The 25,996-nt window shown below is 38.5% G+C and carries 21 protein-coding genes; all 21 read right to left on the bottom strand.

Annotation, left to right across the window (positions count from 1 at the left end):
* Nucleotides 1-185: 185 nt before the first annotated feature.
* A complete protein-coding gene (locus RS893_RS18640) occupies nt 186-1,454 on the bottom strand; it encodes a glycosyltransferase family 61 protein (RefSeq protein ID WP_315786719.1) in 1,269 nt (422 codons plus the stop codon).
* A 72-nt stretch (nt 1,455-1,526) separates the two neighbouring features.
* The gene (locus RS893_RS18635; RefSeq protein ID WP_315786716.1) at nt 1,527-2,876 is read right to left on the bottom strand and encodes a hypothetical protein; all 1,350 of its coding nucleotides are present in this window, start codon (nt 2,874-2,876) and stop codon (nt 1,527-1,529) included.
* A gap of 28 nt (nt 2,877-2,904) precedes the next feature.
* Complete coding sequence (locus tag RS893_RS18630; protein ID WP_315786713.1) at nt 2,905-4,095, bottom strand: glycosyltransferase family 4 protein; 1,191 nt, start codon at nt 4,093-4,095, stop codon at nt 2,905-2,907.
* A 3-nt stretch (nt 4,096-4,098) separates the two neighbouring features.
* The gene (locus RS893_RS18625; protein ID WP_315786711.1) at nt 4,099-5,187 is read right to left on the bottom strand and encodes an acyltransferase family protein; all 1,089 of its coding nucleotides are present in this window, start codon (nt 5,185-5,187) and stop codon (nt 4,099-4,101) included.
* Nucleotides 5,188-5,492: 305 nt separating this feature from the next.
* A complete protein-coding gene (locus RS893_RS18620; RefSeq protein WP_315786708.1) occupies nt 5,493-6,758 on the bottom strand; it encodes a glycosyltransferase in 1,266 nt (421 codons plus the stop codon).
* Complete coding sequence (locus RS893_RS18615; protein WP_315786707.1) at nt 6,727-6,873, bottom strand: hypothetical protein; 147 nt, start codon at nt 6,871-6,873, stop codon at nt 6,727-6,729. The genes RS893_RS18620 and RS893_RS18615 overlap by 32 nt, the downstream gene beginning before the upstream one ends.
* Nucleotides 6,867-8,003: a glycosyltransferase family 1 protein gene (locus RS893_RS18610; protein WP_315786704.1), complete on the bottom strand. Its 1,137-nt coding sequence runs from the start codon at nt 8,001-8,003 to the stop codon at nt 6,867-6,869. The genes RS893_RS18615 and RS893_RS18610 overlap by 7 nt, the downstream gene beginning before the upstream one ends.
* A gap of 61 nt (nt 8,004-8,064) precedes the next feature.
* Entirely contained in the window at nt 8,065-9,237 is a 1,173-nt protein-coding gene (locus RS893_RS18605; protein ID WP_315786701.1) for a glycosyltransferase, read from the bottom strand.
* 28 nt (nt 9,238-9,265) lie between these two features.
* Entirely contained in the window at nt 9,266-10,537 is a 1,272-nt protein-coding gene (locus tag RS893_RS18600) for a glycosyltransferase (protein ID WP_315786697.1), read from the bottom strand.
* A gap of 169 nt (nt 10,538-10,706) precedes the next feature.
* Nucleotides 10,707-11,843 (bottom strand): glycosyltransferase family 2 protein, encoded by a 1,137-nt coding sequence (locus RS893_RS18595; protein WP_315786694.1) that lies wholly within the window; start codon nt 11,841-11,843, stop codon nt 10,707-10,709.
* Nucleotides 11,844-11,872: 29 nt separating this feature from the next.
* Nucleotides 11,873-13,726, bottom strand: coding sequence for a glycosyltransferase family 2 protein (locus RS893_RS18590; protein ID WP_315786691.1), 1,854 nt, complete (start codon nt 13,724-13,726; stop codon nt 11,873-11,875).
* Between the two features lie 143 nt (nt 13,727-13,869).
* Nucleotides 13,870-14,997 carry a UDP-galactopyranose mutase gene (gene glf, locus RS893_RS18585; protein WP_315786688.1) on the bottom strand — a complete coding sequence of 376 codons (1,128 nt, stop codon included), beginning with the start codon at nt 14,995-14,997 and terminating at the stop codon, nt 13,870-13,872.
* Entirely contained in the window at nt 14,994-15,383 is a 390-nt protein-coding gene (locus RS893_RS18580; RefSeq protein WP_315786686.1) for a hypothetical protein, read from the bottom strand. Before RS893_RS18580 ends, glf begins: the two co-directional genes overlap by 4 nt.
* Nucleotides 15,384-15,451: 68 nt before the next feature.
* The gene (locus RS893_RS18575) at nt 15,452-17,485 is read right to left on the bottom strand and encodes a hypothetical protein (RefSeq protein ID WP_315786683.1); all 2,034 of its coding nucleotides are present in this window, start codon (nt 17,483-17,485) and stop codon (nt 15,452-15,454) included.
* A gap of 95 nt (nt 17,486-17,580) precedes the next feature.
* The gene (locus tag RS893_RS18570; RefSeq protein ID WP_315786682.1) at nt 17,581-18,819 is read right to left on the bottom strand and encodes a glycosyltransferase; all 1,239 of its coding nucleotides are present in this window, start codon (nt 18,817-18,819) and stop codon (nt 17,581-17,583) included.
* 40 nt (nt 18,820-18,859) lie between these two features.
* Nucleotides 18,860-19,819, bottom strand: a complete 960-nt coding sequence (locus tag RS893_RS18565) for a glycosyltransferase (protein WP_315792022.1) — start codon at nt 19,817-19,819, stop codon at nt 18,860-18,862.
* Nucleotides 19,820-19,915: 96 nt separating this feature from the next.
* Nucleotides 19,916-20,833: a glycosyltransferase family 2 protein gene (locus RS893_RS18560; RefSeq protein ID WP_315786679.1), complete on the bottom strand. Its 918-nt coding sequence runs from the start codon at nt 20,831-20,833 to the stop codon at nt 19,916-19,918.
* A 114-nt stretch (nt 20,834-20,947) separates the two neighbouring features.
* A complete protein-coding gene (locus RS893_RS18555; RefSeq protein WP_315786675.1) occupies nt 20,948-22,222 on the bottom strand; it encodes a glycosyltransferase in 1,275 nt (424 codons plus the stop codon).
* A 171-nt stretch (nt 22,223-22,393) separates the two neighbouring features.
* Complete coding sequence (locus RS893_RS18550; RefSeq protein ID WP_315786672.1) at nt 22,394-23,674, bottom strand: ABC transporter ATP-binding protein; 1,281 nt, start codon at nt 23,672-23,674, stop codon at nt 22,394-22,396.
* A 28-nt stretch (nt 23,675-23,702) separates the two neighbouring features.
* Nucleotides 23,703-24,530 carry an ABC transporter permease gene (locus RS893_RS18545; RefSeq protein WP_315786669.1) on the bottom strand — a complete coding sequence of 276 codons (828 nt, stop codon included), beginning with the start codon at nt 24,528-24,530 and terminating at the stop codon, nt 23,703-23,705.
* Nucleotides 24,531-24,897: 367 nt separating this feature from the next.
* On the bottom strand, nt 24,898-25,713 hold the full coding sequence (locus RS893_RS18540) for a WecB/TagA/CpsF family glycosyltransferase (protein ID WP_315786666.1): 816 nt from the start codon (nt 25,711-25,713) through the stop codon (nt 24,898-24,900).
* Nucleotides 25,714-25,996 lie beyond the last annotated feature (283 nt).

Below are 25,996 nucleotides of genomic sequence, written 5' to 3'. Positions count from 1 at the left end.
AATTTAATCATCTAATTTGTGCGATGAACCAATTTAAAACCTTTTTTGCTTCTGGATAATTTCATTTATTCACTACTTGCTTATCTTGGAAAGTGACAGAAGAGGAATACTAACTCTAATAAAATATGAGTACTATAAAAGCTCTGATTATAAAATAAAATCAAGACTTTTTCTCATTTATTTAGTCACCGAATTTCTGCTAATTCCAGTACCTGAGAAAGCGAGTTTAAATTAATTAAAATATTATCATTATTGGCATAGGGATCAATCGGCTCAGGTGGTACTTCTCCTTCACCAAGAAGATAGTAATAATCTAGACCTACCTGATTACTTAAAGACCAATACATGAAATTCACTGCTTTAGGTGATAGCAATTCAATGACTTTTGTACCCTGTTGGCAAAAGACAATGTTACTTAACCCGGCCCCATGAGGTACAACTACGACTTCAGCCGCCGCCATCAACTCAATTTGTTCTGCAACTGATAGGGTTTCTAAGGAAAGATTGCGAAATCCTAATCTATTCAAAAACTCAATAACTTCTGATTCATTCTCTACTTTGCGGTGAACGACCTGTGTGCGATTTAAGTAGAGGCGAAGTGATTGTTTGTTTTGTTTTGTTTTGTCACCAAGAAAATTGTCCCTCAAGAAATCGCAAGCCCACTTAGGCATATGACTCGTTTCTCCAACTAAAGCAGGAACTACAAGTTGTTCAGCTTCAATGTGTGGATTCCAATGATTTTCAATTATTTTGCTACGCGGGATGCCTAAAGTATTTAATGTTTCTATCTGAAATCGAGAAATATATCTATTAACTAAAAACTTATCAATCTCTTCAAATGCAATCTCTGCTTTTTGTAGTAATGCTAAGCGTGGCAAGATATCAAAGAGCCAGTGATAGTAGCCTGTTCCCCCAGCAGATGAGAGAACTGCCACACTACCCGATATTTTTTGTAGAGGCGGCAGTTTTCCCTGGGAGAAAATGGGATGCTTGGCTGAATCGGCGATGTATTCTCCTTTACCTATGACTTTGGAAACTTCTGCTAGAAGTTGGTTGTCAGGTGTAATGACGTTACCATCACCCCAAACTCTACCATTAGGGATAGTGGCAATAAATGCATCTGGTAGTTGCCGTTGTTGGTTAATCCGAAATTTCCAATGTATGCTTGCATCTATGGTTTTTGGTAACGCTCTAGTAACTGTGTGACTAGGGTAGATGACTTGGTAGCTGGCTGGCTTTTGGTTTGTGGAAGTAGGATAGATATTTACCCAATCTTGAACTGACTGGCAAATTCCGCTTGGTGGAGGTAAAAATTTGGAACGATGAGATAAACTACGTATCCACACAGCAACATTTGATAAGAATTGCCAAATCGGCATCACCAAATTTTTTAGCCTGCGATCGCGTTTGATGATTGCATAGAGTTGAGGTGTGATTTGATCGAGAATTTGCATAGAAAAATATTTAAGTAAGTCGGCACAACTAAAGCTAACTGGTTATGGTCGTCATTTATCATTGGTCATTTGTCAAACTAAATATCGCTTGGCAATCTGCACCTCATGCCATCGCAGACCAATCAAACAAGCCACACAGAGCATATATCCAGGCTCTTCCATCTGAGTGAAAATAAAACCAAAAATCATCACAGTCAGCATCTGAAATTTAGAATAGTCATCCAAACAAAGCCGACGCCATACAATAGAAGCAAGATATAGGTAAGCTCCCAAACCTAAAAATCCCAAATCTCCCCAAATCCCTGCCCAACCCCAAAATGGAGCAAAAAAGCTAGAGTCTAACCAAGACAGTTCACTCCAAGCATCCCAAACAGCCTGACTGGCGGGATGAATAGTAGCACCCAATGGACTTAACAAAGCTGAATAGTCTTTTAACATCCACCCTCCTAATCGTCCAATAGTATGACCCGGTCCAAGACCAAATAACCAATTTAAGGGTGATTTATAGAATGAGGGAATAATTTTCAATGGTTCTGTCTTCAGTTGAGTAGCTAAACCGTCAGGACCGTAAAGTTCTGGTCTCATCCAAACTTTGAAAGCACTAAAGATTTCTAGATTTTGTAAGCACCAATTTAGGGCATAACCAATTAAGATTGCGGCTATTAAATACTGTATGGTAGCTTTAATATCGTTTAATTTAATAAATATCAATAGTACCCAGGCCATGAGCCATACGAGCAGTACCTGTTTGGCATCCGCAATTAAAAGGTGATAAAAAGCAGCAAAGAAAACAGAAATTCGCAGCCACATAGGAGCAGTCTTGGCACTGACGAAATAATATAGACCAAATGCCATAGACACAGAAACACCCACAACATGACCAGAACCTGAGACAAAAAACACTCCTTGGATACTGTCTGGTCCTGCTATAACGATACGTGCAGGTAAAGGTCTGCCAATACTGAGAAGAAAATACTGAAGAAAAGCCAAAAATAGGTGTACAAAGGCAAACCTTAATATCCAAGTTCTAATTCTTTTGAGAGTTTCCGGAGAATTAGTAATACAAGTTATTGCCAGTAGCAGTAAAAAAGGCTCGCCAAGCAACATCAATGAGAGAAAAACGTTAATCACTCCAGCCCGATTAAGAAGGGCACTAGCAGTCATGACTCCTAGTAAGATGAAAAGAGCAACTATGAGAGTTTGAGAAAGAGAAATTTGCTTTTTATCTTTAATTTTTGTTTTTATTATGATAATGCCGCAAGCCAGTGGAACTATGAAAAAGTGAAAAAAATTGATAAATGAGGGAAAACCTAAAGAATAGAGAATCCGGGGGAAAAAAGCGGTAGCAAATGCAAATGGTATGAGTAAAGAATTTTTAATGTACGCTGCTTTTTTTCTATAAATTCCTATCCCGGCGTTCATCTATCCCCCTAAGTTTTGATTTGATGATTCAATGATGTCGTAATTTATTATTCGGAACAAGTTTTTGCATCTTAGTATAAATTTCCATTAGTTTTTGATAATTTTGCTCTGCGGTGTATTTAGCTTCAAACTCTGCCCGTGCTTCCTGGCGCATGGAAGCAAGCTTGACTGGGTTGGCTAACATCCACTCTACTTTAGCTGTTAAGTCATCTGGATCACCTGGACGGAAATGCAGGCCAGTTCGACCGGAATCTACTAACTCTGCGATCGCACCGATATTAGCAGCAATGACTGGAGTTCCTTTTGCAAATGCCTCAACTGCAACCCGACCAAAAGTTTCATACCACTTTGAGGGAAAAACCAAAAACCTCGCTTCTCCCATCAAATCATGTACTTGTGACATTGGTTTGCGTCCCAGCCATTCCACACCAGAATGTCGTTTTGCAGCTTCTACCACTTGCTCAGCTAAAGGGCCATCACCTACAATTTTCAGAGGAATTTGTGGACTGAGATGTTCCCAAGCTTTTAAGAGAGTATCTATACCCTTTTCCACAGAAAGTCTACCTACATAAAGGGCGTAGCCACCACTGCCGTTGCCAACAGCAGGTTCGGGACTGACAAAGTTTGGTTTAACTACAATTTTCTCTGCTGGCAGACCACCAGCAATAAATTTCTGTCGGGCAAACTCAGTCAAAGCGATGTATATATCTACCATTTTTGTCCAGGTATTTATTGCCCAATGCACCGCCAGCATCGTTGCTACACCTCCACTTGCAACTTGGCTGTTGCGGTAACAACCATGCAACACTCCTGGATAAGGTATAACTTGTCCCAAGCAGTCTTCACAAATGTTTCCATTACGGAAAAATAAAGCGTTGGGACACAAAAGACGGTAATTGTGTAAGGTCTGGACTACAGGTACTCCTTCTGCTTTTGCTGCATAGTACACTGATGGAGAAATTAGGGGAAAAAAGTTCTGTACATGCACCACATCATAAGGTTGTTCCTTTAATAGATGCTTGAGTGTTTGATAAGTTTCCTGAGACCAAATTGTTTTCGTAACCTTGCTGAAGTTACTCAAGGCTGCCATATGATCATTATTTTCCTCATGCACTTCAACATGATGCCCTCTCTCGCGTAATAGTCTTACTTCAGCTTCATGACACTCATCCTCCCCTCCTCGAATCTGATAGTAGTTATGAATAGTTAAGATATGCATTATCTAAGTACCAAACACATATTTAGCAATAAATTTGTTTTTGACCATGAGATATACAGCTATCCAGCTTAATAAAAAGCTGCAAATAGAAATCATTAGTATGGAAAATACCGTTACTTGATTCATCAAAACTGGTAGATTTTTCCCTATTATTATTTGAAATATGTTTATAAATATTGTATGGATTAAGTAAATCCCAAAAGAACAGAATCCCAAGCTAGTAATTAAATTATTATTTTTAATATACTTTGATAAATAAATACCCAAAATTAGGAGTGAATATCCTAAGAATAATTCCTGTACGGCAATAGGTAAGAATAGTTTACCATAACTACAAACAACAATAAAAAAAACAAATAAACAGAGGGTTAGAAAGTTAATATGTTTAGTATATTCTTTTCTGGTAATTAATGGCTGAAAAACCATTGCAATGAAAAGGTATGGAAGACATCTGATGAGAAATGCTATTTGAACAAATATGATTCTCAAAAGAGGAATTTCATTCGCATTAGGTGCTATTAATTTAACTATATTTTGAAAAGCGACGTTAGGGCCCAGCTGAAAATCATTTCCAGACACTAAAAATAAATTGTAAATAAACGTACTGACAATACTCAATAAAGCTAGTACACTAACTCTAGTGTGCCGCTTAACTAAATACTCTGCAATTATTAATGAACAAGTACCTACTATCAAAATAGGTAAGTAGTATAATTGCAGCGATGCTCCTCCAAAAAAAATAATTGAAACTGGGTCTAAAAATATTTCTTTAATTTTATCTGGTTGTTTGTTGATAGTAAATATTAGTATTTTAGAAAATAAATAAAATATTGTCCAGATAATGTATGGCATGATAATACGCTGAAATCTTTGCTTCCAAAAATTAACAGTCAATCCTGTATATACTTTGCCCATTGAGAAATGAAAAGATGTAGCTAAGAAAAAGGGAACTGCAAAATAAAAGAAGCTTCTAAATTCTGATGCTAAAGGGCTGATATAACCCCAACTTTGATCACCAGAATGTAATAAAACAACAGCATACGCTGCAATTCCTCGACATAGGTCTACACCCACCAATCTTGGTTTTTGCATATTCTCTGTTTATAAAAATACTGCCAATGTATTGATAAAGTTCATCAAAGTTAAGCTGTTCTCGCAGTCTTACTTAGCTTTTCACTTAGCAATACGTTATTATACCTCTATATCTCTCTGTGTAGAGAATAATCTTGAAATCTTGTTTGCACTTAACTTTCGCAACTAACAAAGTTTAAATGATAAAGCAGAAATGTGTTAGCAAAGTTCTTCCCTTTGGGAGAATTGCACAATCAAAATCAAGATATTTTCTGAGGTTTTGAGTAGGGTTAGTATTTTTATTTCTCCAGAGTTATGCAAGAAGACTAGTTTGAGTGAAGCAACATCGGCTTAGACTGATTGCTATTTGGTGCTGCGATTTCCTCATAAAGTTGAGCCAAAGCTAAACCCATAACTTCTCGGTCAAAGACTTCTCTAACTCTTGTTTGTGCTGCTTTGCCCATGTGGGTTCTCAGTTCTGAGTCTTCTGCTAAGCGGGTCATTGCTATAGCTAAATCCTCTACTGCTTGTTGGGGTGTATGGGCAGAAACTTTAAAACCAGTTTCAGATGTTACCTGGACTGCGGGTCCTCCTAAATCAAGGCACAGTACTGGACGACCTGCTGCCATAGCTTCCAGACAAACCCAACCACCAGAGTCATGGAGGCTGGGATGAACCAGTGCGATACACTTACTTAATTTTTCTAAGCTTTGCTCTCTTGGTAGCCTACCCCAAAATTTCACCTTTTCTGCAACTCCTAGTTCTTCAGCCAGATTTTGCAGCCTTTGGCGTTCAGGTCCATCACCTAAAATCCAGTACTCGGAATTTGGCAGATTAGCTTTAGCAAAGGCACGTATTCCCAGGTGAAAACCTTTCCAATGTAGTAGCCTACCCATACTAATAAACCTAACGGTAGAGTCGGTAGGCATTGAACATTGAGCAAGACTAAGAATTTCTTCCTTGGGTAAACCTGATTCGCAAATCACCTCTACCTGATTGACACCCATTTTGCGAATGCGCTTAGCTGTATCCTCTGTTGTAGCTCTAACTATGGCACTTTTTTTGGCAGTCATGTGGACAAATGGATCAAGTTCACCTAGCCAACGAACCAAGCTGCGTGCAGTTTCGTAAGCTTTGGCACGCCAACTAAAATCTTGCCAAAAGGCTTTTGGTGCAGATTCTCCGCCACCAACCGGACCCCAAATAAAAGGAACAGGTAACAACGAAAGGAAACTAGGATTGGAATATTTCACAAAAGTAACATGGTGAATCGCATCAAAGCCAATCTGACGATGCAGGCGACGGGCAACAAAATATGCTTGAATTTGCCAAAGATAGTAGTGAATTTGCATCGCCCCTGATTGGTTCCAACGCCAGAGGCTACCCAAGAAGGGTAAATTGAAATACACAAAGTGCAAGTTGGGGACTGGATTGCGAGCTAATTCTGCTTCAATAATTTCACTACTTTCATCAGGTCTAGTTAATACCCAGACCTCATGGTATTTTGCGACTTCTCGCGCTACGTTCCAGCCCACACCAGGTTCAGAACCCCTGCCTGGTTCACAGGAGTAGGCGGATATGAGGATTTTCATCTTGGACATTGGTAATTGGTAATTGGTAATTGGTAATTGGTAATTGGTAATGGGTAATTAAGATAGTGATAATTTTCCCATTCCCAATGCCCAGCTTATTTTGTTCCTTCAGCATAGCTGCCTTCTGCCCTCTGCCTTTGTTTGTACTAATTCCTCATATTTTTGAGCAATTTGCTCTGCGGTTTTTTCCCAGGTAAAATATTTTACTCTCGCTAAACCTTTTTCAGCTAATTTTTGATAAGATATAGGGTCAGTGTAGAGATGACACACTGCTTGTGCTATTTCCTCAGCATTGTTTGGATCAACCAGAACTCCTGCATCTCCTACTACTTCGGGCATAGCTGACACATTTGAGGTAATTACTGGTGTTTTACACGCCATTGCTTCTAGGATTGTGATTCCAAAGCCCTCATGGAATGAGGGTGCTATTAAAATATCAGCAGCATTATAAATTTTGACTAAAGTTTGTTTATCTGGTTTTCCAAGATAGCTGATATACTGTTCAAGTCCGTGAGTTTGGATAAATTTTTGATTATCATCTGTAAGTGGCGAACCTGCTTTCCAAAAATGTATAGGTAGCCCTTTTTCTTTTAAGATTTTTATGACTTTAAGAATAGTAGAAATATTTTTACGTGGATGGTCATTCCCGACATTAAGCAGACAAAATTTTTCGGATGAAATCCCATATTTTTGACGCAAGTCATCATACTGATTTTCTGACAACGGCTGAAATATAGGTTCAACAGCGTTAGGAATTACACTAATACGTTTTGGCTCAATATTTAGTATTTTATTTGTATCTTTGGCTGTTACAGAGGAAACAGTAATAATGTGGTTGGCGTGCTGCATAGCTTGCACGGAGCGCAGCCAAAGGTTACTACTAACGATAGGTACTTGCACTGCACCACGCAGATTATCTTGATAGAAATAATTAATTAAATCGTGACAAGTAACTACTATAGGTTTGTTCTGATTTTTTAACCAATTAACAATATGACCTTCGCTATGGTCAATGATATGAAATATGTCTACTGTTTGAGATTTGACAAAATTAGGGAAGCGCCAGAAACGCTCATAGTATTTTCTAGCTCTGAGAAATAAAGAGGGGTTATTTCTATCTATAGGACGAGGTGCGAGTTCAACTATTTCCCAATGCGATCGCACATTTCTCAATCCTGAAATTACACCATCCGCATAAACATCCATACTAAAATTGGGCATTGAACGCACAATCGCTACACGCATTGTTACCTCATTTGTGCATTACAGAGCTTGACTAAAAGTTGAGCTGAACGGTTGATCATAATTAGCTATCTACGCTCAAGGCATACTCTTCTGTTTTCTGATTCAGAACTATGTTCCAAAGGTTGATTAAGCGTTCGGCAATTCGTTCGTGGGTATAATTTTGAGCTACTCTGGTGATGCAGTAGCATCCTAACTCTTGCCTCCAGCTTGGTTCAGTGATCATTCGCTCTAGGATAGCTGCTAAAGCTAGTGCATCTGCTTCTGGAAAAACTAAATCAGTACGCCCTATAACGTTAGGAATTTCTCCACTGTTAGAGCCAACTACCGGAACTCCCATTGCCATTGCTTCTATCAGTACATGACCAAATTGCTCTTTCCAAGTATCTGTGGTACGTGAGGGCAGAACCAATACATCAAAGTTGCTAATTTCCTCAGGCGCTTGGTTGTGACGTACTGACCCCCGCCAGATTACTGAATCAGCTATTTGCTGCTGGTGAGCCTCTTGTCGCAGCGCTTCTTCATGGGAACCTGAACCACAAAGAACAACCTGACAGTTAAGTCCGCGTTCTCGAAGTAAGCGAGCGGCTGCCAGTATAGTGTCAATACCTTTTTCTGGTACTAATCTTCCTAGAAAACCGATGCGAAACTCTTCATTTTTGCGTTCCTGGGATAATCGCGGACTGAATAAATGAGTATCTACTCCCATTTGTGGCATGACCTCCATCAATCCGGTGTAACCCCAGTGCTGGAGTAAATCAGCTCCGTCTTGATTACCAGGAAGCATGAGTTGTGCTGTGTTCAAGACAAATTTACGTACCCAACTACGTGGCATTGGTAAGATTCTATTCATGTTCTCCCAACCAAATACCACTAGTGGCTTACCTGTGAGTCGACTCCAAACTGCAAGTTCTAAGGCACAAACAGAGAATACTTCTTCCTCAACCTGCACCAAATCAGGTTTAAAGTCATTGACTACTTGCCAGATTTTCCAAGGTGCATAGATGTAAGCGCCACCTCTACCTGTAAACAACACAGGCGCTGTATAAACTTTAATTGTGGGGTAGGGTGTTTCTACTTCAAACAGGCGATTCCACTCCAGAGCTTTCCAGTTACTAGGAGTTAGCAAGCCTACTTCTACTTTGCCAGTTTCTGCGATCGCATTTAATTTTCCCTGATTCACTCCTACTACATAGGTGTGACTGATAAAAAGTACGCGTAGGTGTGAGTTCGCCATGAATTTGTTGTTTTATACAATACTACGGCTACATATAGCTGAAAATTGTTTCGGCATACTTTTCAGCAGAGTGTTGTCGGGCAAACTTTCTAGCACTAATCGAATCGAAAAATTTTTCTGGCAACTCCTGCAAAAACCGAGTTAAACCTTGGGCAATTTCACTTACTACTGTCGAATTTACACTTAGACCTAATTTGTAGTGGCGTGTCCACTCACCCATCAGTCCGTAATCACTACATAAAACAGGTTTTTGAGCAGCAGCAGCCCGAATCAGAGTATTGCTTGTCCCTACATGACGTTGATGGGTAGTCAATACAACATCTGATATACGGAAATAAGACTGAATTTCCCTCTCCATCACAAACCGATCGCGAGTGATGACTTGTACTGATTGAAGCTGAGAGAGTTTAATGATTTGAGCTTTTACCTTTGGTTTGTCGGCGCTACTGATACAACCAACTAGCAGCAAACAAAGTTTCTGGCACAGATGTGGCGGTAGCATAGCAATTGCATCTAGAATTTGATGAATGCCTTTGCGCTCATCTATAATGCCAAACATCAGAAATACCAGGCGACCTGGTTCAATTCCTAAATTCGCTTTGAGAGAATTAGCCTGAAATTTACTATCGGGATAAGTTTGTACTGGATCGGGTAAATAGACTACTTGAGTGTTGCTACTAGATTGGTTGAGGAGCTTGACTGAAAACTGATCTAGGCTAAATAGAGTTTTAAATTGGGGATGGCGCAGAGCTAAAGAAATGTGAACACGTTCTTGCAAATGGCGGATGCGCTCTTTTTGCGAAAGAGTAATTGCTTGAAAATCTCCATAGTGAAATCTTGGTCGGAAGTAGATACCAGAAAAAGTACAAGGGAGCTTGCGACCTAACACGACTGATAACTGAAAGGTATCAAAATACATTAACAAGCATTCTGTAGTACCTAGTTTTTTGGCATACCGACTCATTAAACTCCACTCACGCAAAGCACGCATTTTACGTCGCGCAAAGGTAGAGCAGGGAGCCAGTTCAGCCTCTTCTTCGGTAGTAATCGGGACAAAACGCAGGCGATCGCTTCTATAAGTTGCAGCTAAATCCACTACGTCTTGATGTTGCTTTATAAACTGGGGCATAACTACAATATCCATGTATCCTGGTAAGTCATGTTCACCCCAGTAGCGAATCAAATGTTGGATGAAAGCACCATGATGACCACCACAAGACATATCAAACAGCATTATCCGACGGCTATTGAGTGCTTTGTGCTGCAACTGTGGCTCTGTTAGCTTATAAGATGTTGTCATCTTTTATCCTCTTGAGCGACTGCTTTGAGCTAAATTGCGCTTGTGGCGATCGCATTTAGCTAACTAAATATATAAAAAGGTTGGCTGGTATTTACTTTCTTCTGTCAAGATGTCAAAGTTTCGTTTGTAGTATTTCGCATTACACAAAGTAAATGCTAGCTAGAGTTTGTTATTTTGTTTGCATCAACAACTGCCCTTGTGTGTATTGTGTTGTGAGTCTTCGCGCCAGCAGGTTCCTTGCCCAACGTTTAAGTCTACCAGAACCGTAAACAAATTTGAATATAAGGGGAAAAAGAGGATCTGGTATATACTCACCCCACTGCAAAAACCACTTTTGATGGGGAGTGCTATTACAGGTATAAAATTGTGGATGATTCACCAGCTGACGATGAAGTTCTTTTGTCTGTGCCTTTGGTAGACCTTTGAGACGGGCAATCAAGTAGCGATCGTGGCAGCATAGTAAGTTGCAGCTCAAATTTGTTAGTCTTTGGGCAACTACCTCACCATAAATACGTCTTAAAAACTGTTTTTGTTCTTTGTGAATTGCTTCACCAACACTTTGCCCCCTTTCTAGAGTATCTACTGTCAAATTTACCTGACTGGTTGTATTTCCTCCATGAAAGCGAAATTGACTTAACGCTTCTGGGATAGATTTAATTACAGTAATAAATGGTGCTAAAAAGGAGACTAAACTATCTGCATTACGCCGAAACGTTTCATTGAGAGGAAAAATAAATTCAGCGACTTCTCGCCGCACACTTAATGCAGATGCTGGAGGTACATCTTGCGGAAAACCACCATTTTCTAAAGCATGAAGTGCAACCCACCCCGAAGATAAATGCTTAAACATAGGAGTCGGTCTGAGAAAGTTTCCTTGCCCATCAATTTGCATGACATTGTGAATGACAAAGCCATATTGAGGATCGGACTTAAAAGCCTCCACAACCTTTTCTAACTTCCTATCCATCCAGACATCATCTGCATCTAGTAAGCAAATGATTTGACCTTGACTCTTCTGGTAGGCTGCATTTAAAGCGCTAGCAACACCGCCATTTTGTTTGCTGATTAGTTTAATCCTAGAGTCCTTACGAACGTAGTTGGCAATGACGTCACAGGAGTTATCAGTGGAACCATCATCACAAACAATGATTTCAAAGTTTTGATATGACTGACTAAGGACACTTTCTAAAGTCTCACTGATGTATCTGTCATAGTTGTAGTTGGCAACTAATACAGAAACTAGTGGGCTGTCAGGAAGCCGGGACATTTGAATTGGTTGCAGTGTCTCAGTTTGCAGTTCTTGCATGAGTTTATCCTTGCAGTTATATTTACCATTTACCTGTGTACAGATTGTTCTACTTGTTCATTAAGCTTGAGATATTTATTCCAGAAATTAACAGAGGTGAGATGATTAAAGGCGTTTCTCCATTCTGCTTTTACAGATGACCATCTAGTAGCACTCTTTATAACGACTTTGAACCATCTTATTAGAAGTTCAAAAACTACTTGCCGATTCATCTCGTGTTCATACATAGAACTATTTCCATCTCTATAAATTACAATTCGCTTTTTCGTAAACGCCTTAGTCCATGACTCACCATAGCCAAGTCCCATCTTCAATAATGCATCATCCTTACTCAAGAAGAAATCTGGAAGCAGATGACCATTGAGAGTGAAGGCCTTGATTAATTTATTTAAAATTGAATTACCTGATTTTTGCGATAATTGATGATTATTAAAATGATTATGATGATAAGGTTTTATACTTTGACTTTTGTAGCTTTTGCTAAGTGAAACGATACTATTATGGAGTTCCTCTGGATCGATGTTTTCTATAAACGATGGTCCTTTCATGTAATCTTCAAAGCCTTCTATTAACATTCTGGCAGTATTATAGTCAAAGAAGAATATACACTGTAGTAAACCTTTAGTTACGAACTTAATAACATCTGTATACTTCAATGAACCATGAATAGAATGTGTAACTAAATTGTTTCTGGTTCCATAATATGCATCCCAAAATGGATTTTTTGAATAAAAGGGTTCATGCCAAACGGCTATTCCCGGAAAAACTACTAAACCCAAATTGTCTTTAATTCTAAGACAAAATTCAATATCGTCTCCTTTAATGAAAAAAGGCATTATTAAACCTATTTCTTCAAGAATATTTTTAGAAAATGCAAAAAACCAAAATCCTCCATAATCAGGTTTTTCATCTAATAGTAAACTATTTATAGAATTAGAATTTTCTAGGTTTAAGTTGTGCTTCAAAGAGGCAATTGTAAATGGATTGAAGTGGTATTTGCCCTGATCATCTCGGTACTTACTATAAAGTGCTCCTGCTTCATGAACTATATGCTTTTTATAAAGATCTAACATACTGCTAGCCACGGCAAATTCATGATGTGTATACTCATATAAAGCAAATAATCTGTAAATAGATTCGCTATCTATCTCAATATCATCATCCATGAACAGAAAGTGTGTATGAGCATTATCCTGAAGAGCTGCGATTAATCCTCGAGTAAATCCACCAGAACCACCTACATTCCTATTAGGAATTAATTCAACTCTTGGATGATCTAATTCATCCTTTTTTAGTGTTTTCCCATTATCAACAACAAATATTTTCAAATTATTGTCTTGCAAAAACTCATCTTTTAAAATGGAGTTTACTGTGTTTTTTACATAAGCTTCCTTCTTGAAAGTGCAAGTAACAATACCCAAAGAGACTTCCCTTATTTTAGGTTGTTCAGTTGCAATCAATCCTCCTAAGAATAAACCATGCTCACTTAAGCATGTTAATTCTAGATAACTTCTGCCTGCATCTTCACTGTGCCAAGAATCTGGTAGTGATATTTGTACAGGTTCTGATGGTTGACATCTATTAAAGTTTTTAATGTAGATTATTTCTCTACCATCTTTTTGATAATGCTCTCTATAAAGAGATACTTGAAAATCACCCTCAAGTTTTAACAAGTAATACAACGAGGAAAGATTAGTATATTTAGTATAGAACTTTTCATAAAACGAATTAAAGTAAGTGTTAAAGGACAAAACACCATTTTTTTTGAGAACAACCTCTACATTTTGTGGATTTAAATTTAAGGATGCATTCTCATTACATTTAATGTACAAGCTAGAGGTTTCTAGTGTACTAGGAAATCGAATTCTGCTTATTACATTCATCTGGTTACTACTGTTGAGTTTTTACTTGATTTCTTTTTTTTGGTAGATGTAGCACTTATATACAATAAAGTTTTGACTTTCAGACATTCATTCAGACAATAGAAGGCTATTACCTTGCTATATCTGAATATTATTTATTATTTTTACATTGAATTAGCTATCTCTTTTTCAAAAATACCTAGCGCTCGTACCACCGCTTGATCCATATCGTAGTACTTATAATCTGCAAGCCTTCCTGCAAAAATTACTGTTCCGTTTAATTTCTCTACTTCTTTAAGGTAAAGGTCGAGGCGCTCACGATTTTCTTCGTTAAGAATAGGATAATAAGGGTCATTTTTTCCAGGTATATAAGCTTGAGGATATTCCATCACCAAGGTAGTTTTAGGTGAGGTTTGTCCTGACAAATATTTCTGTTCGGTAATGCGGGTGATATCGTAGTCGTTGGGGTAATTGACTGTTCCAACTTCTTGATACCACTCCTGGTCTAATGTCTGAAACTCGAAATGTATGCTACGGTATGGCAATTCACCATACATATAATCAAAGAATGTATCAATTGGACCAGTGCAGATTATCCGATTGAATTGAACGTCGTTGATAATTTCGCGGTAATCTGTGTTGAGAAGTACCTTGATGTTGGGATGAGCTAACATTCGGCGAAACATCTCAGTGTAGCCAAGCTTGGGCATAGCTTGATAGGGGTCTTGAAAATAACGATTATCCCGACTGATATAGACTGGAACACGTCCTGTAACTCCCCGATCAAGTTCTTCTGGTTTGACTCCCCACTGCTTCATTGTGTAGCGAAGGAAGACATTTTCATAGATGTAGTTAGCTAAGAAAGTCAGGTCTCCACTAGCGCTTTCACGTAGTTTGAGAATGGGTACTTTGACTCCAAAACCAAAGTTTTCTAGAAGCAAGTTTTCCAACTTTTCTGCATATTTTGGTGGGAAAAGAGCATAGAGGGAGTTTAGATTAAAAGGGATAGGGACTTTTTTACCTTCTAACACTCCAAGCACATGGTGATAATAATGTCTCCACTCTGTAAATTGAGACAGATAATCCCAAACTTTTTTAGATTTGGTGTGAAAAATATGGGGGCCGTATTTATGTACTAAAATGCCATGTTCATTGTAGTAATCATAGGCATTACCACCAATGTGATCTCGTCGTTCGACAATCAACACTCTTTGTGCAAGTTGAGTGGCAATTCTCTCAGCCAGCACACAGGCAGAATATCCAGCCCCTATTATTAACCAATCAAATTTCACAGAATTTCTCCTTGCTTGAGACTAAGAGGTTGTGAACTTTCACACTCAACTAAAGATTGTGTATTTTTTTCAATTTCTAACTCAGTAAAAGTGTTTTCTGCTAAATTTTCTAGTAGAGATTGCAATTTCAGACGATGAATGTATGGCCAACCACCTTCCTCCTCAATATTTTTCAAAAGGGTGTAAAGAGCCTGACGGTTGCTTGGTAAAGATTCCAGAAATAGACTATCTCGAATTTCTCGATGTAAACCCTCTAGCAACCGTAGCAATGCAAGTAGTGCTAAACTATTGCCCTGGCAATTTTTTGCTTCTGAATAAACTTTCAGTGCAATAGTTTCTAACCTCAAATTATTTCCTTGTTGTTTCAGCTCTGTATTGATGTACATGCTGTATGCTCTTAAGAACTAAGGTGGGGTAGATTGATGTCTAGAGAAAACGATAGTCAAAGCTGAGTTTAAGTAGGTTGACTGATTTGTTCTGTTGAATTAGTGAGCTTCGGCTTGATAAATTTCCTCCTAATTTGACGAATTTTGTTCACAATCTTTACTCCAAGGACACTTCCCATAATCGGGTTAGCTCTGGCAACTGAGGCAGGAAACCAAGCATCTACATGCGGATGCTTGCTAGAAACCAGCAGTCGCCACCAATCAACTAAACTGTAAATTGGTGCTAGTTCATAGAAAGAATTTTCAGTTATATCCCCAGATATAAGGAAAGATCCAAATACTTTTGCTTCCTGATATGAAGGATGTAAAACAAATTCTCGTGATAAAATTTCAGTCGCCTCAACTAAAAGATTAGTTGTACATTCTTGCGCGCTCAGATTGGTAGTAAATTGCTTTGCAAATTCAACCGCAGCATTTTGTAATACGTGTAACCCCCAAGCAATTGCTTCTTCGTTTTTTTGCCGACGAAGAACTGGGATATACTTGTTATCATGTGAATCGTAGCACTTAGTGCTACCGTGATCTGCTGCCATGAAAAGTTCAAACAAGCATCTATACTTGCAGAGAAAATAGCGATCGCTACGTTTTTCCTCTACATCATAAAAATAAGCAAACAATTTATCATCCTTAAATGGTTTAACCCGGTTTTCTAATGCAAAGTAAAAACCATAAACGCCAGATTCAGGATAAATACCAGCGATGTTCAATAAATTACTAAAAGATGATTGTGTTTTTCCACTCCAGCCAACATCTACTAAAGCAAAAGGAACTCCATCACCTATACCTTCTTGATGAAAATAGCCAATAGCTTTCTCGCGATAGTGAGCAGCATTGGCGATTATCAGTTCAGTAACTTCTTTCTCAGTAAAAATCTGCTTCAATAATTTACGTTCGTGCTGCTGAAGGTTGAGATCCCATTTTTTGGCTGGAAAACCATAGCGGCTGAGTACATCTTGAATTTGTTCTGGTAATATGTGAACCCGATCACAGATAGAACGAATTGATGTAAACTGAGTGAGAACCTCAGTCTGAAGCAAAATCCAATCAAATTCAGATTCACTAATACCTTGAGTAGCAGGCATATGCCATGCTTGACGCGAACCATATAAGTAGCGGCAATCGATGGCAAATCCCCAATTTTGACAGATCACCTGAGCAATTTTATGTAAGATCTGCCCATCTCTAGCGACAAAGTATAGTCTTTGAATTCCTTTTTTTTGCGCTTCGACTAAGCACCAGTAAACGAAACCGAACAACATTGGAGCGATCGCACTTGCTGTCGTCTCCCAAATAACTTTTTTATGAGGACTTGTTTCTTGAGACTGCAAACGAGTCAGCCTACTTGCACCAGCAAGTAGGGATCTAAACTTTAAAGGAAATTGAGTTGCTTCAGCAATTTTTTGTTCATAACGATTAAGATGAGTCTGAGTAAAAAATTCAACTGGAATACCAAGTTTTTTTGGAACTTTTACATCTGCATCTCGGTTATCTCCGACATGTTTCAGTTGCGATCGCTTGACTGCTTCTTGTGCTAAACAGTATTTAAATAACTCACCACTTCCTTTATTAATTCTTGTTTCCGATGAAACGTATAAAGTACTGCCTGGAGTCCACACTTTGTTTTCTTTTAAGAAATTCCGAATAACTTCTTCCGGCAGATACATATCCGAAATATAAATTACTCGTTCATTTGCTTGATAGAGCGACTGAATGCGCTTTTGGATGGTAGGTACTGGACGCAAACTCAATAGCTCAATTTCTATTTCTTTTTGTTTTGCTCTTTCGACTTCATCGGTTGACCAGTTTAAGGAACGAGCGATGTGTTCATATATTTCGTCTAGTTTGACTTCATAAACAGGCCCTGTTTCTCTGACAATTCTTTCAGCCTCCATTCTCAGGTGAGACCAAGATTCAGGTGAAATTTGAATTAAATTTTCTTGTCGGAGTTGATCACCTAATTCCCAGAATAGATCAGTTGGTTTTGCCCAAATCCGGGTTATGGATGTATCAAACACGTCAAAGGAGTAAACAATCTTTTTCATGGGAGTCTCACCAATGCTGCTAAAGGATTCAACAAAAAATACAAGGCTTGACTTATAGATTTATTGCAGGTTCTTTTAAGATGAAGAACTGTTGGTCAATTTTCGACAAAAAAATGCTCAAAATTCTGATAAAGTTGCAGATGCTTTTCCAGAAAAACAGTTCTTGAAAATTTATTTTCAACATCCCTTCTTGCTTGCTGACCAATTGCTTCTAAATCAGAAGCCAATAATACTTGGCGTAAGGCTTGATTTAGGGCTTGCTGATTAGTAGGTTCAACCAAAATACCGTTGTGTCCATTTTGGATGATCTCTGGTACACCTCCTGTAGAAAAACCAACAACTGGAGTAGATGCAGCCATTGCTTCTAGAACAGTAAGTGGTAGGTTATCAGCAAGGGTACAAAAAAGCATAACGTCTGCTGCTGAGTAGACTTTTGCTAATAAGTGAGGGTCGGAAATATAACCCATCTCTTTGTATTCAAGTCCCTTAAGTGAGTGCTTTAACTCATCGTTACAAAGTCCGACAACTATTACAAATGGAGATAAATCACCTATACTTTGAAGTGCTGCGATCGCATACTTCACACCTTTACGAGGATCATCAAGAACATGGGCAGAAATTGCAACTACTCGGCGATTTTCTGGAATGCCTAAACTAATTTTTGCTTCTACTTTTTTCACTATCGGGAAAAAACTTAAATCCAGACCATTAGGGATGACCACAGGTAAAGATTGAAACTTGAGAGCTTTTTGAGCCTCCTGAAGCATCCAGTGGCTGGGAAAGATATAGCGAATATTAAATTTTCCCGCAACCCATCTTTTGATTGCTTGAACTTCTCGTGTGCGATCGCACAGTTGATTCTTCCATCCATCTTGAGGTAATTGGGGGCAATTGTGACAGTAGCTAATAAATTTTTCACACCCCATTGGGTATAGACAACCGCCAGTAAATGCAGAACAATCATGTACCGTAAAAAATGTCGGTTTACGTCGAGAAGCTAGAGCTAAAGTAACTGGAGATATAGCAGTATATAAATCATGAAAATGGACTATATCGTAATCATCAACAATTGTGTTGAGGTTAAACCAGTACTCAACAGGCAGTAACTCTCGAAAACCATATCCATTCGTTTTTTTATGAATAGTTTTACATAATTTGAATTTAAGACCTTCTCCGTAAAGACGGTATTGGAATGAAAGAGGTTCTTGGAAATTAAAGGCAATAAAATGATCGGTTGGATGCCCCACATCGTTTAACCAAATTGCGAGATCCTCAGCAACTCTGCTTGCCCCACCTCCTTTTCTATCAGATTTGCTAATAATAGCTACTTTCATATATTAGGAATAGTTGTTACTATATTTAAATTAAACTTATCTAGCTCGCAGTAGGTATATCTTTTTTAAGTTTGAGTAATTGTTTGTCAAAATTAAAAGTTCCATATAATATATACCTAGCCGCAGCAGTTAAATAAACTTTAAGGGCATTTTTACTAGGAGATAATTTAAGATTCCAGCCAGCATGAATTAAACTACTTTTCCATATTTCTTTCTTGGCTAACTCTGAGTAGAAGTAATGAGCTAAACCTGCAATATGAGAATATTTGTTTTTAAAAATTTCTGCGCGAACTTTCTCAGGTAATTGATATATACACATATCAACTGTATATTTGGCTTCCCAAATATTTTTACCTGTAAGTGCTAAACGGCTTGTATCACTTCCTGAATGAACACGATAATAAGCAACCTGCCTATCTAAAGTAACCGCCTTACCATAAAGACCTGCTCTAAAAAACATTTCCCAATCAGCAGTATGGCTAAGTGGCAAATAATAACCACCAATTTCCTCGTAAACTCTGCGAGGTACAACCGCAGTGGGTGTATGAATTGTATTTTTAACAGCTTGTATTTTTGGAAAGTCTATTATGACTCCATTTTTATTTGCCAATGGCGACTCAATATGGATGTGACGATTATTTTCATCAATAGAAATAGAAGGGCTAATTATTAAGGTTGCGTCTGGGTGTAACTGCAAAACCTCTGCGTAGGACGAGTAAAAACCCGGTGCAACAAAATCATCACCATGAAGGATATGGACAAACTGACCTACACTACGCTGAACACACGTATTAAAGTTACGAATTGCGCCTACATTTTGAGGTTGACGATAGAAAGATACTCGTCCTTTACCAATTTCTCTAACTACTGCTTCTGGGTCATCTTTTGTTGAGCAATCATCCACAATCTCAATCTGCATGTGTTCTGGGCCAGGGTCTTGGGACAGAACACTCTCAAGAGTTTGGGCAAGGTAATTAGCGCAATTGTAAGTGGGAATCATTACTGACCAGAAAGGTCTATGAACTCCTTCGGGTACAGGAGTAATTTGAGGGTATTCTATTTTTTGGGAGAGTTTTGACTTCATAGCATTTAATAATTAGAAGGACAGCACAATTTTTTTTACTTGATTGGGTATTCTTAAGATTCGGTTTATTGATTTAGACAGAATTGATGGACTAGTTGGAATTTTTGGGATTGCCTCTTCATTTATGACATATTTTCCATCATGAGCATCATACAAGAATTTAGATGCTTCGACTACTCTTTCTTTCCAAGATTGCGGAATATAATCTTTATCATAGGAAAAATTTTTAACATCAATATCTATACAATTCTCTATCTTTCCTTTCCAATTTTTCTGCTTTTCATGAAGGAAAGATCCATTTTTCATTGCCTCAATTCGAGTATCTATTCTTTTTTGTATTTGTTGCGGTGAACGATATTGAAAGTGTTTTAGCCTTATCCTTTTGTTATAAGATTCACCGCTTCCAGATGGCATTGGTGCTTCATTTTTTGCTAGACTTTTTTCCCACACTAAGCTTTCTTTATATCTAAAAAACCGTGGTTCAGACCAGTTATTTATGTAATAGCGGCATTTCTCTTCCACGGGTACATCATCTGCATATAAGGACGGATTCTGCTCATACAGAGCTAAATCTTTATCTGTAAAATAATATTCAAAACTCGCAGCCCAAACAACTTCGTATTTTTTTGGGATCTTCGATAAAAATACTCGTGGATTGTCAATATATATTTCATCAGCGTCTAACTTACACCACCAATCTCCTTGAACACTTTTTGCTCGATAATAGTTAAAAGGTTCACTGCGAAGACTGTCTGCGAATGGCTGATTGTCCTGCTTATAAGGAATTATTTGTTTATAGTCTTTAGCCAGTTCTATAACCTTTTCCCAGGTTCCGTCGGTGCTACCGTTGTCATAAACATAGATAAAGTCAGACCACCTTACAGCAGATTTTAATGTCTGAGCAATAATATCAGATTCATTTTTAACCAAGCATATACTGTGAATCTTCATCATTACACTCCTAATATAAAGTTAAGTTGAAAGCGCCTTGTCTGCCTTTAAATTTTTGTCATAGTTTATAAGATAAATAGTAGATGGATACATCTATAGTCTGTTCGCTAGTCGCTGTAAGTGCTGCTCAATTCGGTCAACAAATGGTTGATATACTGCTTTAGGGGAAAGTTTCTCTGTCACATACTTATGAGCTTGCGCTTCCATCCATTGGCGCTTTTCTGAATTATTTAGGAGTGTATAAATTGCTGCTGCAAAATCTTCAGCAGTGTCCGCTACAAGCACAGCACTACCTACAATCTCGCACAGTCCTTGAACGCCTACACTGGTTGAAACACAAGCACGACCGTAGGACATAGCCTCCACAAGCTTGATTTTAAGCCCACTACCTGCCAACAAAGGAATCAAACAAACTTGAGCTGCGCTATATTCAGGTTGCAAATCATCAACTCTGCCTAGAAAATGAACATTCGGAAAGTCTCCTTTAATCCAATCACAAACACTACCGCATACGTGGAGGCTACAGCCTGGACTTTGCTGTATTATAAGTCTTGACCAAACATTATCTAGAAACCACTGTAAACCGTAGTAGTTATGATTTGTGCCACTACCGACGAACAAGCAACGACCAGGTACTGGCTTAACAGTATGAGAATGACACACGGCAGATATGGGCATGCAAATCACTTCACACTTAGGTGCCATTTCCTTAAAGACCTTAGCATCCTCTTGCTGAATAGCTAACAGAACCTGTGCTTTGCAGAGCATTTTGCTTTCGTTCTCCCAAGTCCAGTCAGTTTCATATGAGCCAGCACCTATTTTTCTGAGATGAGCAGTTCTTTGATGACATACATCATGAGTAAGAATAACTTTTAAAACAGTTCCATTGTTAGGAAGAGCATCTAAAATATTCGCTAAATAGGCATAATTAACAATCACAATATCTGGTTTGAACTTATGAAATAGAGTTTTAGCAAAAGCTATTTCTTCTGGTGTTGCTAGAATTGCTCTTAGATCTTGAACAGAGGTATTTGTAGTAACCTGTTTTTCATGCCTTTTTTTTGTTGTTAACTTTAGATACGCAATATTTTTTAGCTGTTGGGTGATATGGGAAAGATAAACAGTTCGTAGATGCTGAGGCAACAGATAATAAATCAGACGAAGTAATATAGTAAGCCAATTTGATAATGGCTTAAATCTAAATAGTACAGAATCAACGCGCAAGTTATTGCGAACTTGTATGTTAGCAAGGGCATTCAATGTAGGCGGAATCACGCACCAAGGAAATTTGGTATTAGGTGATGGATCAAGCGATACGTACTCAACCTCACAGCCGAATTGCCGTAAATAGCTAAGAAAATCAAGCACATATGCATCACAACCAATTTGATTTATTGGGAGCTTCCTACTAATAATTTGGATTTTGATTGAATTATGTATCATTATCTTGATTTAATTTTGAGTTTAATACATTTATTTTTTCTATTATTTGCTCATTAAGTTATTAAAATAGCACTGCAAAAAGCGAGCTATCAAAGACTATATAATATGTGACTCTTGCAATTGTTTTCTAAGTGTTACTATAACTGGCAACCGACAGGCACCATAACCTCTATCACCAACTAAATCAGTAGCTCCTGAACTAACCTCCCAAGTCAACATACCGGGAATAAAATCTAAAAGAAAGGTATTTGAAAGTATAGCTGTAGATATTGAATATAGACCCGGACTAAGTGGATTTCTGTCTAAATAAAAATCGATTTCATGAATACCGATTGGCATCTGTAAGGGTGGTTGATCATGGTCTGAATCAAGTGTCATAACTCGATTACCATCTAATGTTTCAAAGCCAATACCAACTGATAAATCTGCTATTTTGTGAAAACATTGAATAGTAAAGGTTAATTTCAAGGGTTGCCCATAACTAAAACTATAATCTCGATCAACTTGAAGACGAAGTAAACGAGCTTTCTCTCCAAATTGACTATTTCTACGTATAGAATCTAGGTCAACATCAAAGGTTGACATAGATGATTGAGCAGAATAGCGTTGGATTGCATCTTCAACACTTTTGACGTTCTTGGTGACTCCTCGCTCAAGGTAAATTGCCTGAGAACACAAACGCCTGATGGCTTGCATATTGTGACTGACAAATAAAACCGTTCTTCCTTCCTTACCCACATCCTCCATTTTGCCCAAACACTTCTTTTGAAACGTTGCATCTCCTACTGCTAATACTTCATCTACAATCAAAATCTCGGGTTCCAAATGTGCTGCCACTGCAAATGCCAACCGCACATACATCCCCGAAGAGTAGCGCTTCACCGGCGTATCCAAGAACTTTTCAATTTCTGCAAAGGCAACAATTTCATCGAACTTGCGTTTAATCTCCGCCTTGCTCATCCCCAGAATTGCACCGTTAAGAAAAATATTCTCTCTACCAGTAAGTTCTGGATGAAAACCCGTTCCCACTTCTAATAAACTGGCAACTCTCCCTTTGATCCGGATAGATCCACTGCTTGGTTCCGTAATTCTGCTGAGTACTTTTAGTAGCGTTGACTTACCTGCCCCGTTACGTCCAATAAAACCAACGCGATCGCCCTGCTTAATCTCAAACGACACATCCTTTAAAGCCCAAAACTCTTCACGACTGGGACTATATGCTTCCTTGCCAGAAGGCTTGAGCAAATTTTTACCTAATGATTTTGCCCCATTACTAAGAACTTCCCGCAAAGATTTGTATCTGCTTTGCCCTTCTTGCTGGTGACTCAGGACGTACTTCTTACTTAAGTTTTCTACCCGGATTACAGTATCTGACATTTGCCTAACTCCTACTTTAACCACATATCTAAATCACATCAGCAAAAGTACGTTCCATCTTGCGGAAGTACCAAATACCGCTCCCCAAAAGTAGAACTACAATCACCAGAGACAGTGCAAAGCCAGGTAAATATATCTGCGATTCACCACCTAATATTGCCCAACGGAAACCATCAATGACTGCGACCATTGGATTGAGGGAATAAAGCAAGCGCCATTGTTCTGGAACAATCTTGCTACTAAAACCTACTGGAGAAATGTACAAACCGAACTGGACGATAAAAGGTACTACATAGCGGAAGTCCCGATACTCGACGGTTAAAGCCGCTAGCCATAATCCCGCACCCATCGATGCTGCAAAGGCAATCAAAATAAATAGTGGTAGTATGAGAATGCGCCAATCAGGCACAAAGTTATACCAAGCCATTAACCCCAGCAAGATCATGCCAGAAATCATGAAGTCTACAAAACTAACGATCACCGCAGAAGTTGGCACAATCAAACGCGGAAAGTAGACTTTAGAAAGTAGATTAGCATTGTTGATTAAGCTATTGCTGCATTCGCTAAGTGCGCCAGAGAAAAACTGCCAAGGTAACATTGCCGCATAAACTAAAATTGGGTAAGGTGTATCACCTTCACTGGGTAACTTTGCTAAATTTCCAAACACAACAGTGAACACTACCATTGTTAAAAATGGGCGAATCAAAGCCCAAGCCATGCCAATGACAGTTTGCTTATAACGCACCAAAATATCACGCCACGCGAGAAAGTAGAAAAGTTCCCTGTATTTCCACAGATCTTGCCAGTACTGTCTTTCAGTGCGACCCGCCTCAATTATTAGTTCGTTTGTCTTCATCTACTTATCCGTGTGTTACATCAACTTGGACAAAGGTTTCTAGTTTGCAGCTAAGGCGACTTAACATCTCAGAGAAAATACTGTATTAACTTGCTCCTTCAGTTACTTCTCTCAGTAATTCTCATATCAGGAAATATTTTATAATCTGTATCTAGAGTATTTCCGAAAAAAATCTACTGAAGCAGATTTTAACCAATTAATTCAGTACAACAACACGAAATAAATAGTGACAAAAGTGACAGATTTTTCGGGGACATCCTAGTGGAGGTTGAACAGTAAATCCAGGGTAAAACTTTGATCTGGTCATACAACCTCCCTTGGAATAGGAATTTTTCTGACAAGAATAGAAAATATTAGTTACTCACAACTACTCAACTCTCCATCCCAAGTAACGTTCGCGAATATGAAATGGAGTACTAAATGAACTGGACATCAATATTTGCTTAAAAGCTAACAATAAAAAGGGTGGAATTGTAGTAACATAGCGATTCCAAAGACGACGGGGTTCTTGAACCCATCTATATAACCATTCAAAACCTAGATCTCGCACCATACGAGGCGCTCTTTTGTGAATCCCTGCGTATACGGGAAATACCCCACCTAACCCTATCATTACTGCCTGGATTTTACCTTGATGTTGCTGCATCCACTTTTCTTGTTTGGGACATCCTAAGGAGACAAAGACAATACCAGCACCACTGGCGTTGATCTTTTCTATGAGGGCTTCGTCTTCTTTACTGGTTAAGGGACGAAACGGTAAGGGTTCCATTGCAGCAACCTTCAAGTCCGGGAATTCAGTCGCTAGCCTTGTTCTCATACGAGACAAAATTTCTGTTTGAGAACCCACAAAAAAAACACTTACGCCAAGTGTTTGAGCTAGCTGACATGATGCTAATAAAATATCCATTCCCGCTACACGGTTTTGGTATCGCGCTCCTTGAAGCCTCATCATCCAAACCAAAGGCATTCCATCAGGAGTGACTAAATCTGCATTCTGCAATATGCTAGCAAACTCTGGATTCCAATGAGCTTCCATGAGCATATGCACATTGGCTACACATACAGTCTTGCTCTCGCGCGCGATCGCCCACCTCAGTATCGTCTGTATTTGTTCATCAAAACGTAAGGCAGTAATTGGAAACTCTAGCACTTTCTGAGTAGGTAGAAAAGTTCTTCCTACCATAAGTCACTCCTTGTGTCACAGATAAAATCAAAGAACCGCAAAACTATTGCCAATACGTCAAAACTCAAGCTTAGACTAAACTTTGACTTATTAAGCACTTAGGAAACGGTAGGCAGTTAACACATGGAGATGCAATTTGTCTTTTACAGTAAATTACTGCTTCCCTGGTAATAATTTAATCAAGCCACCTGTATCCTACCTTACTCCACATTCGTACCATGTCAGTAGCTTTTTAGTAAACTTCATATTTTCTTTATATTGACTTTAATGTTTTTTTATGAAT

Origin of the sequence: Fischerella sp. JS2 (assembly GCF_032393985.1) — a bacterium.
In the GTDB taxonomy this organism is placed as follows: domain Bacteria; phylum Cyanobacteriota; class Cyanobacteriia; order Cyanobacteriales; family Nostocaceae; genus Fischerella.
The sequence above is the reverse complement of the archived record's forward strand: the minus strand, read 5'-3'. Positions and strand labels throughout refer to the sequence as shown.

What these genes read in the sequence shown, in the direction of transcription:
- RS893_RS18600 (WP_315786697.1), bottom strand. Translation starts at nt 10,537, where the DNA reads ATGACAACATCTTATAAGCTAACAGAGCCACAGTTGCAGCACAAAGCA.
- RS893_RS18540 (WP_315786666.1), bottom strand. Translation starts at nt 25,713, where the DNA reads ATGGTAGGAAGAACTTTTCTACCTACTCAGAAAGTGCTAGAGTTTCCA.
- RS893_RS18635 (WP_315786716.1), bottom strand. Translation starts at nt 2,876, where the DNA reads ATGAACGCCGGGATAGGAATTTATAGAAAAAAAGCAGCGTACATTAAA.
- RS893_RS18610 (WP_315786704.1), bottom strand. Translation starts at nt 8,003, where the DNA reads ATGCGTGTAGCGATTGTGCGTTCAATGCCCAATTTTAGTATGGATGTT.
- RS893_RS18565 (WP_315792022.1), bottom strand. Translation starts at nt 19,819, where the DNA reads ATGATTCCCACTTACAATTGCGCTAATTACCTTGCCCAAACTCTTGAG.
- RS893_RS18630 (WP_315786713.1), bottom strand. Translation starts at nt 4,095, where the DNA reads ATGCATATCTTAACTATTCATAACTACTATCAGATTCGAGGAGGGGAG.
- RS893_RS18580 (WP_315786686.1), bottom strand. Translation starts at nt 15,383, where the DNA reads ATGTACATCAATACAGAGCTGAAACAACAAGGAAATAATTTGAGGTTA.
- RS893_RS18615 (WP_315786707.1), bottom strand. Translation starts at nt 6,873, where the DNA reads ATGCTGAAGGAACAAAATAAGCTGGGCATTGGGAATGGGAAAATTATC.
- RS893_RS18595 (WP_315786694.1), bottom strand. Translation starts at nt 11,843, where the DNA reads ATGCAAGAACTGCAAACTGAGACACTGCAACCAATTCAAATGTCCCGG.
- RS893_RS18575 (WP_315786683.1), bottom strand. Translation starts at nt 17,485, where the DNA reads ATGAAAAAGATTGTTTACTCCTTTGACGTGTTTGATACATCCATAACC.
- RS893_RS18570 (WP_315786682.1), bottom strand. Translation starts at nt 18,819, where the DNA reads ATGAAAGTAGCTATTATTAGCAAATCTGATAGAAAAGGAGGTGGGGCA.
- RS893_RS18605 (WP_315786701.1), bottom strand. Translation starts at nt 9,237, where the DNA reads ATGGCGAACTCACACCTACGCGTACTTTTTATCAGTCACACCTATGTA.
- RS893_RS18640 (WP_315786719.1), bottom strand. Translation starts at nt 1,454, where the DNA reads ATGCAAATTCTCGATCAAATCACACCTCAACTCTATGCAATCATCAAA.
- RS893_RS18545 (WP_315786669.1), bottom strand. Translation starts at nt 24,530, where the DNA reads ATGAAGACAAACGAACTAATAATTGAGGCGGGTCGCACTGAAAGACAG.
- RS893_RS18550 (WP_315786672.1), bottom strand. Translation starts at nt 23,674, where the DNA reads ATGTCAGATACTGTAATCCGGGTAGAAAACTTAAGTAAGAAGTACGTC.
- RS893_RS18590 (WP_315786691.1), bottom strand. Translation starts at nt 13,726, where the DNA reads ATGAATGTAATAAGCAGAATTCGATTTCCTAGTACACTAGAAACCTCT.
- RS893_RS18625 (WP_315786711.1), bottom strand. Translation starts at nt 5,187, where the DNA reads ATGCAAAAACCAAGATTGGTGGGTGTAGACCTATGTCGAGGAATTGCA.
- RS893_RS18620 (WP_315786708.1), bottom strand. Translation starts at nt 6,758, where the DNA reads ATGAAAATCCTCATATCCGCCTACTCCTGTGAACCAGGCAGGGGTTCT.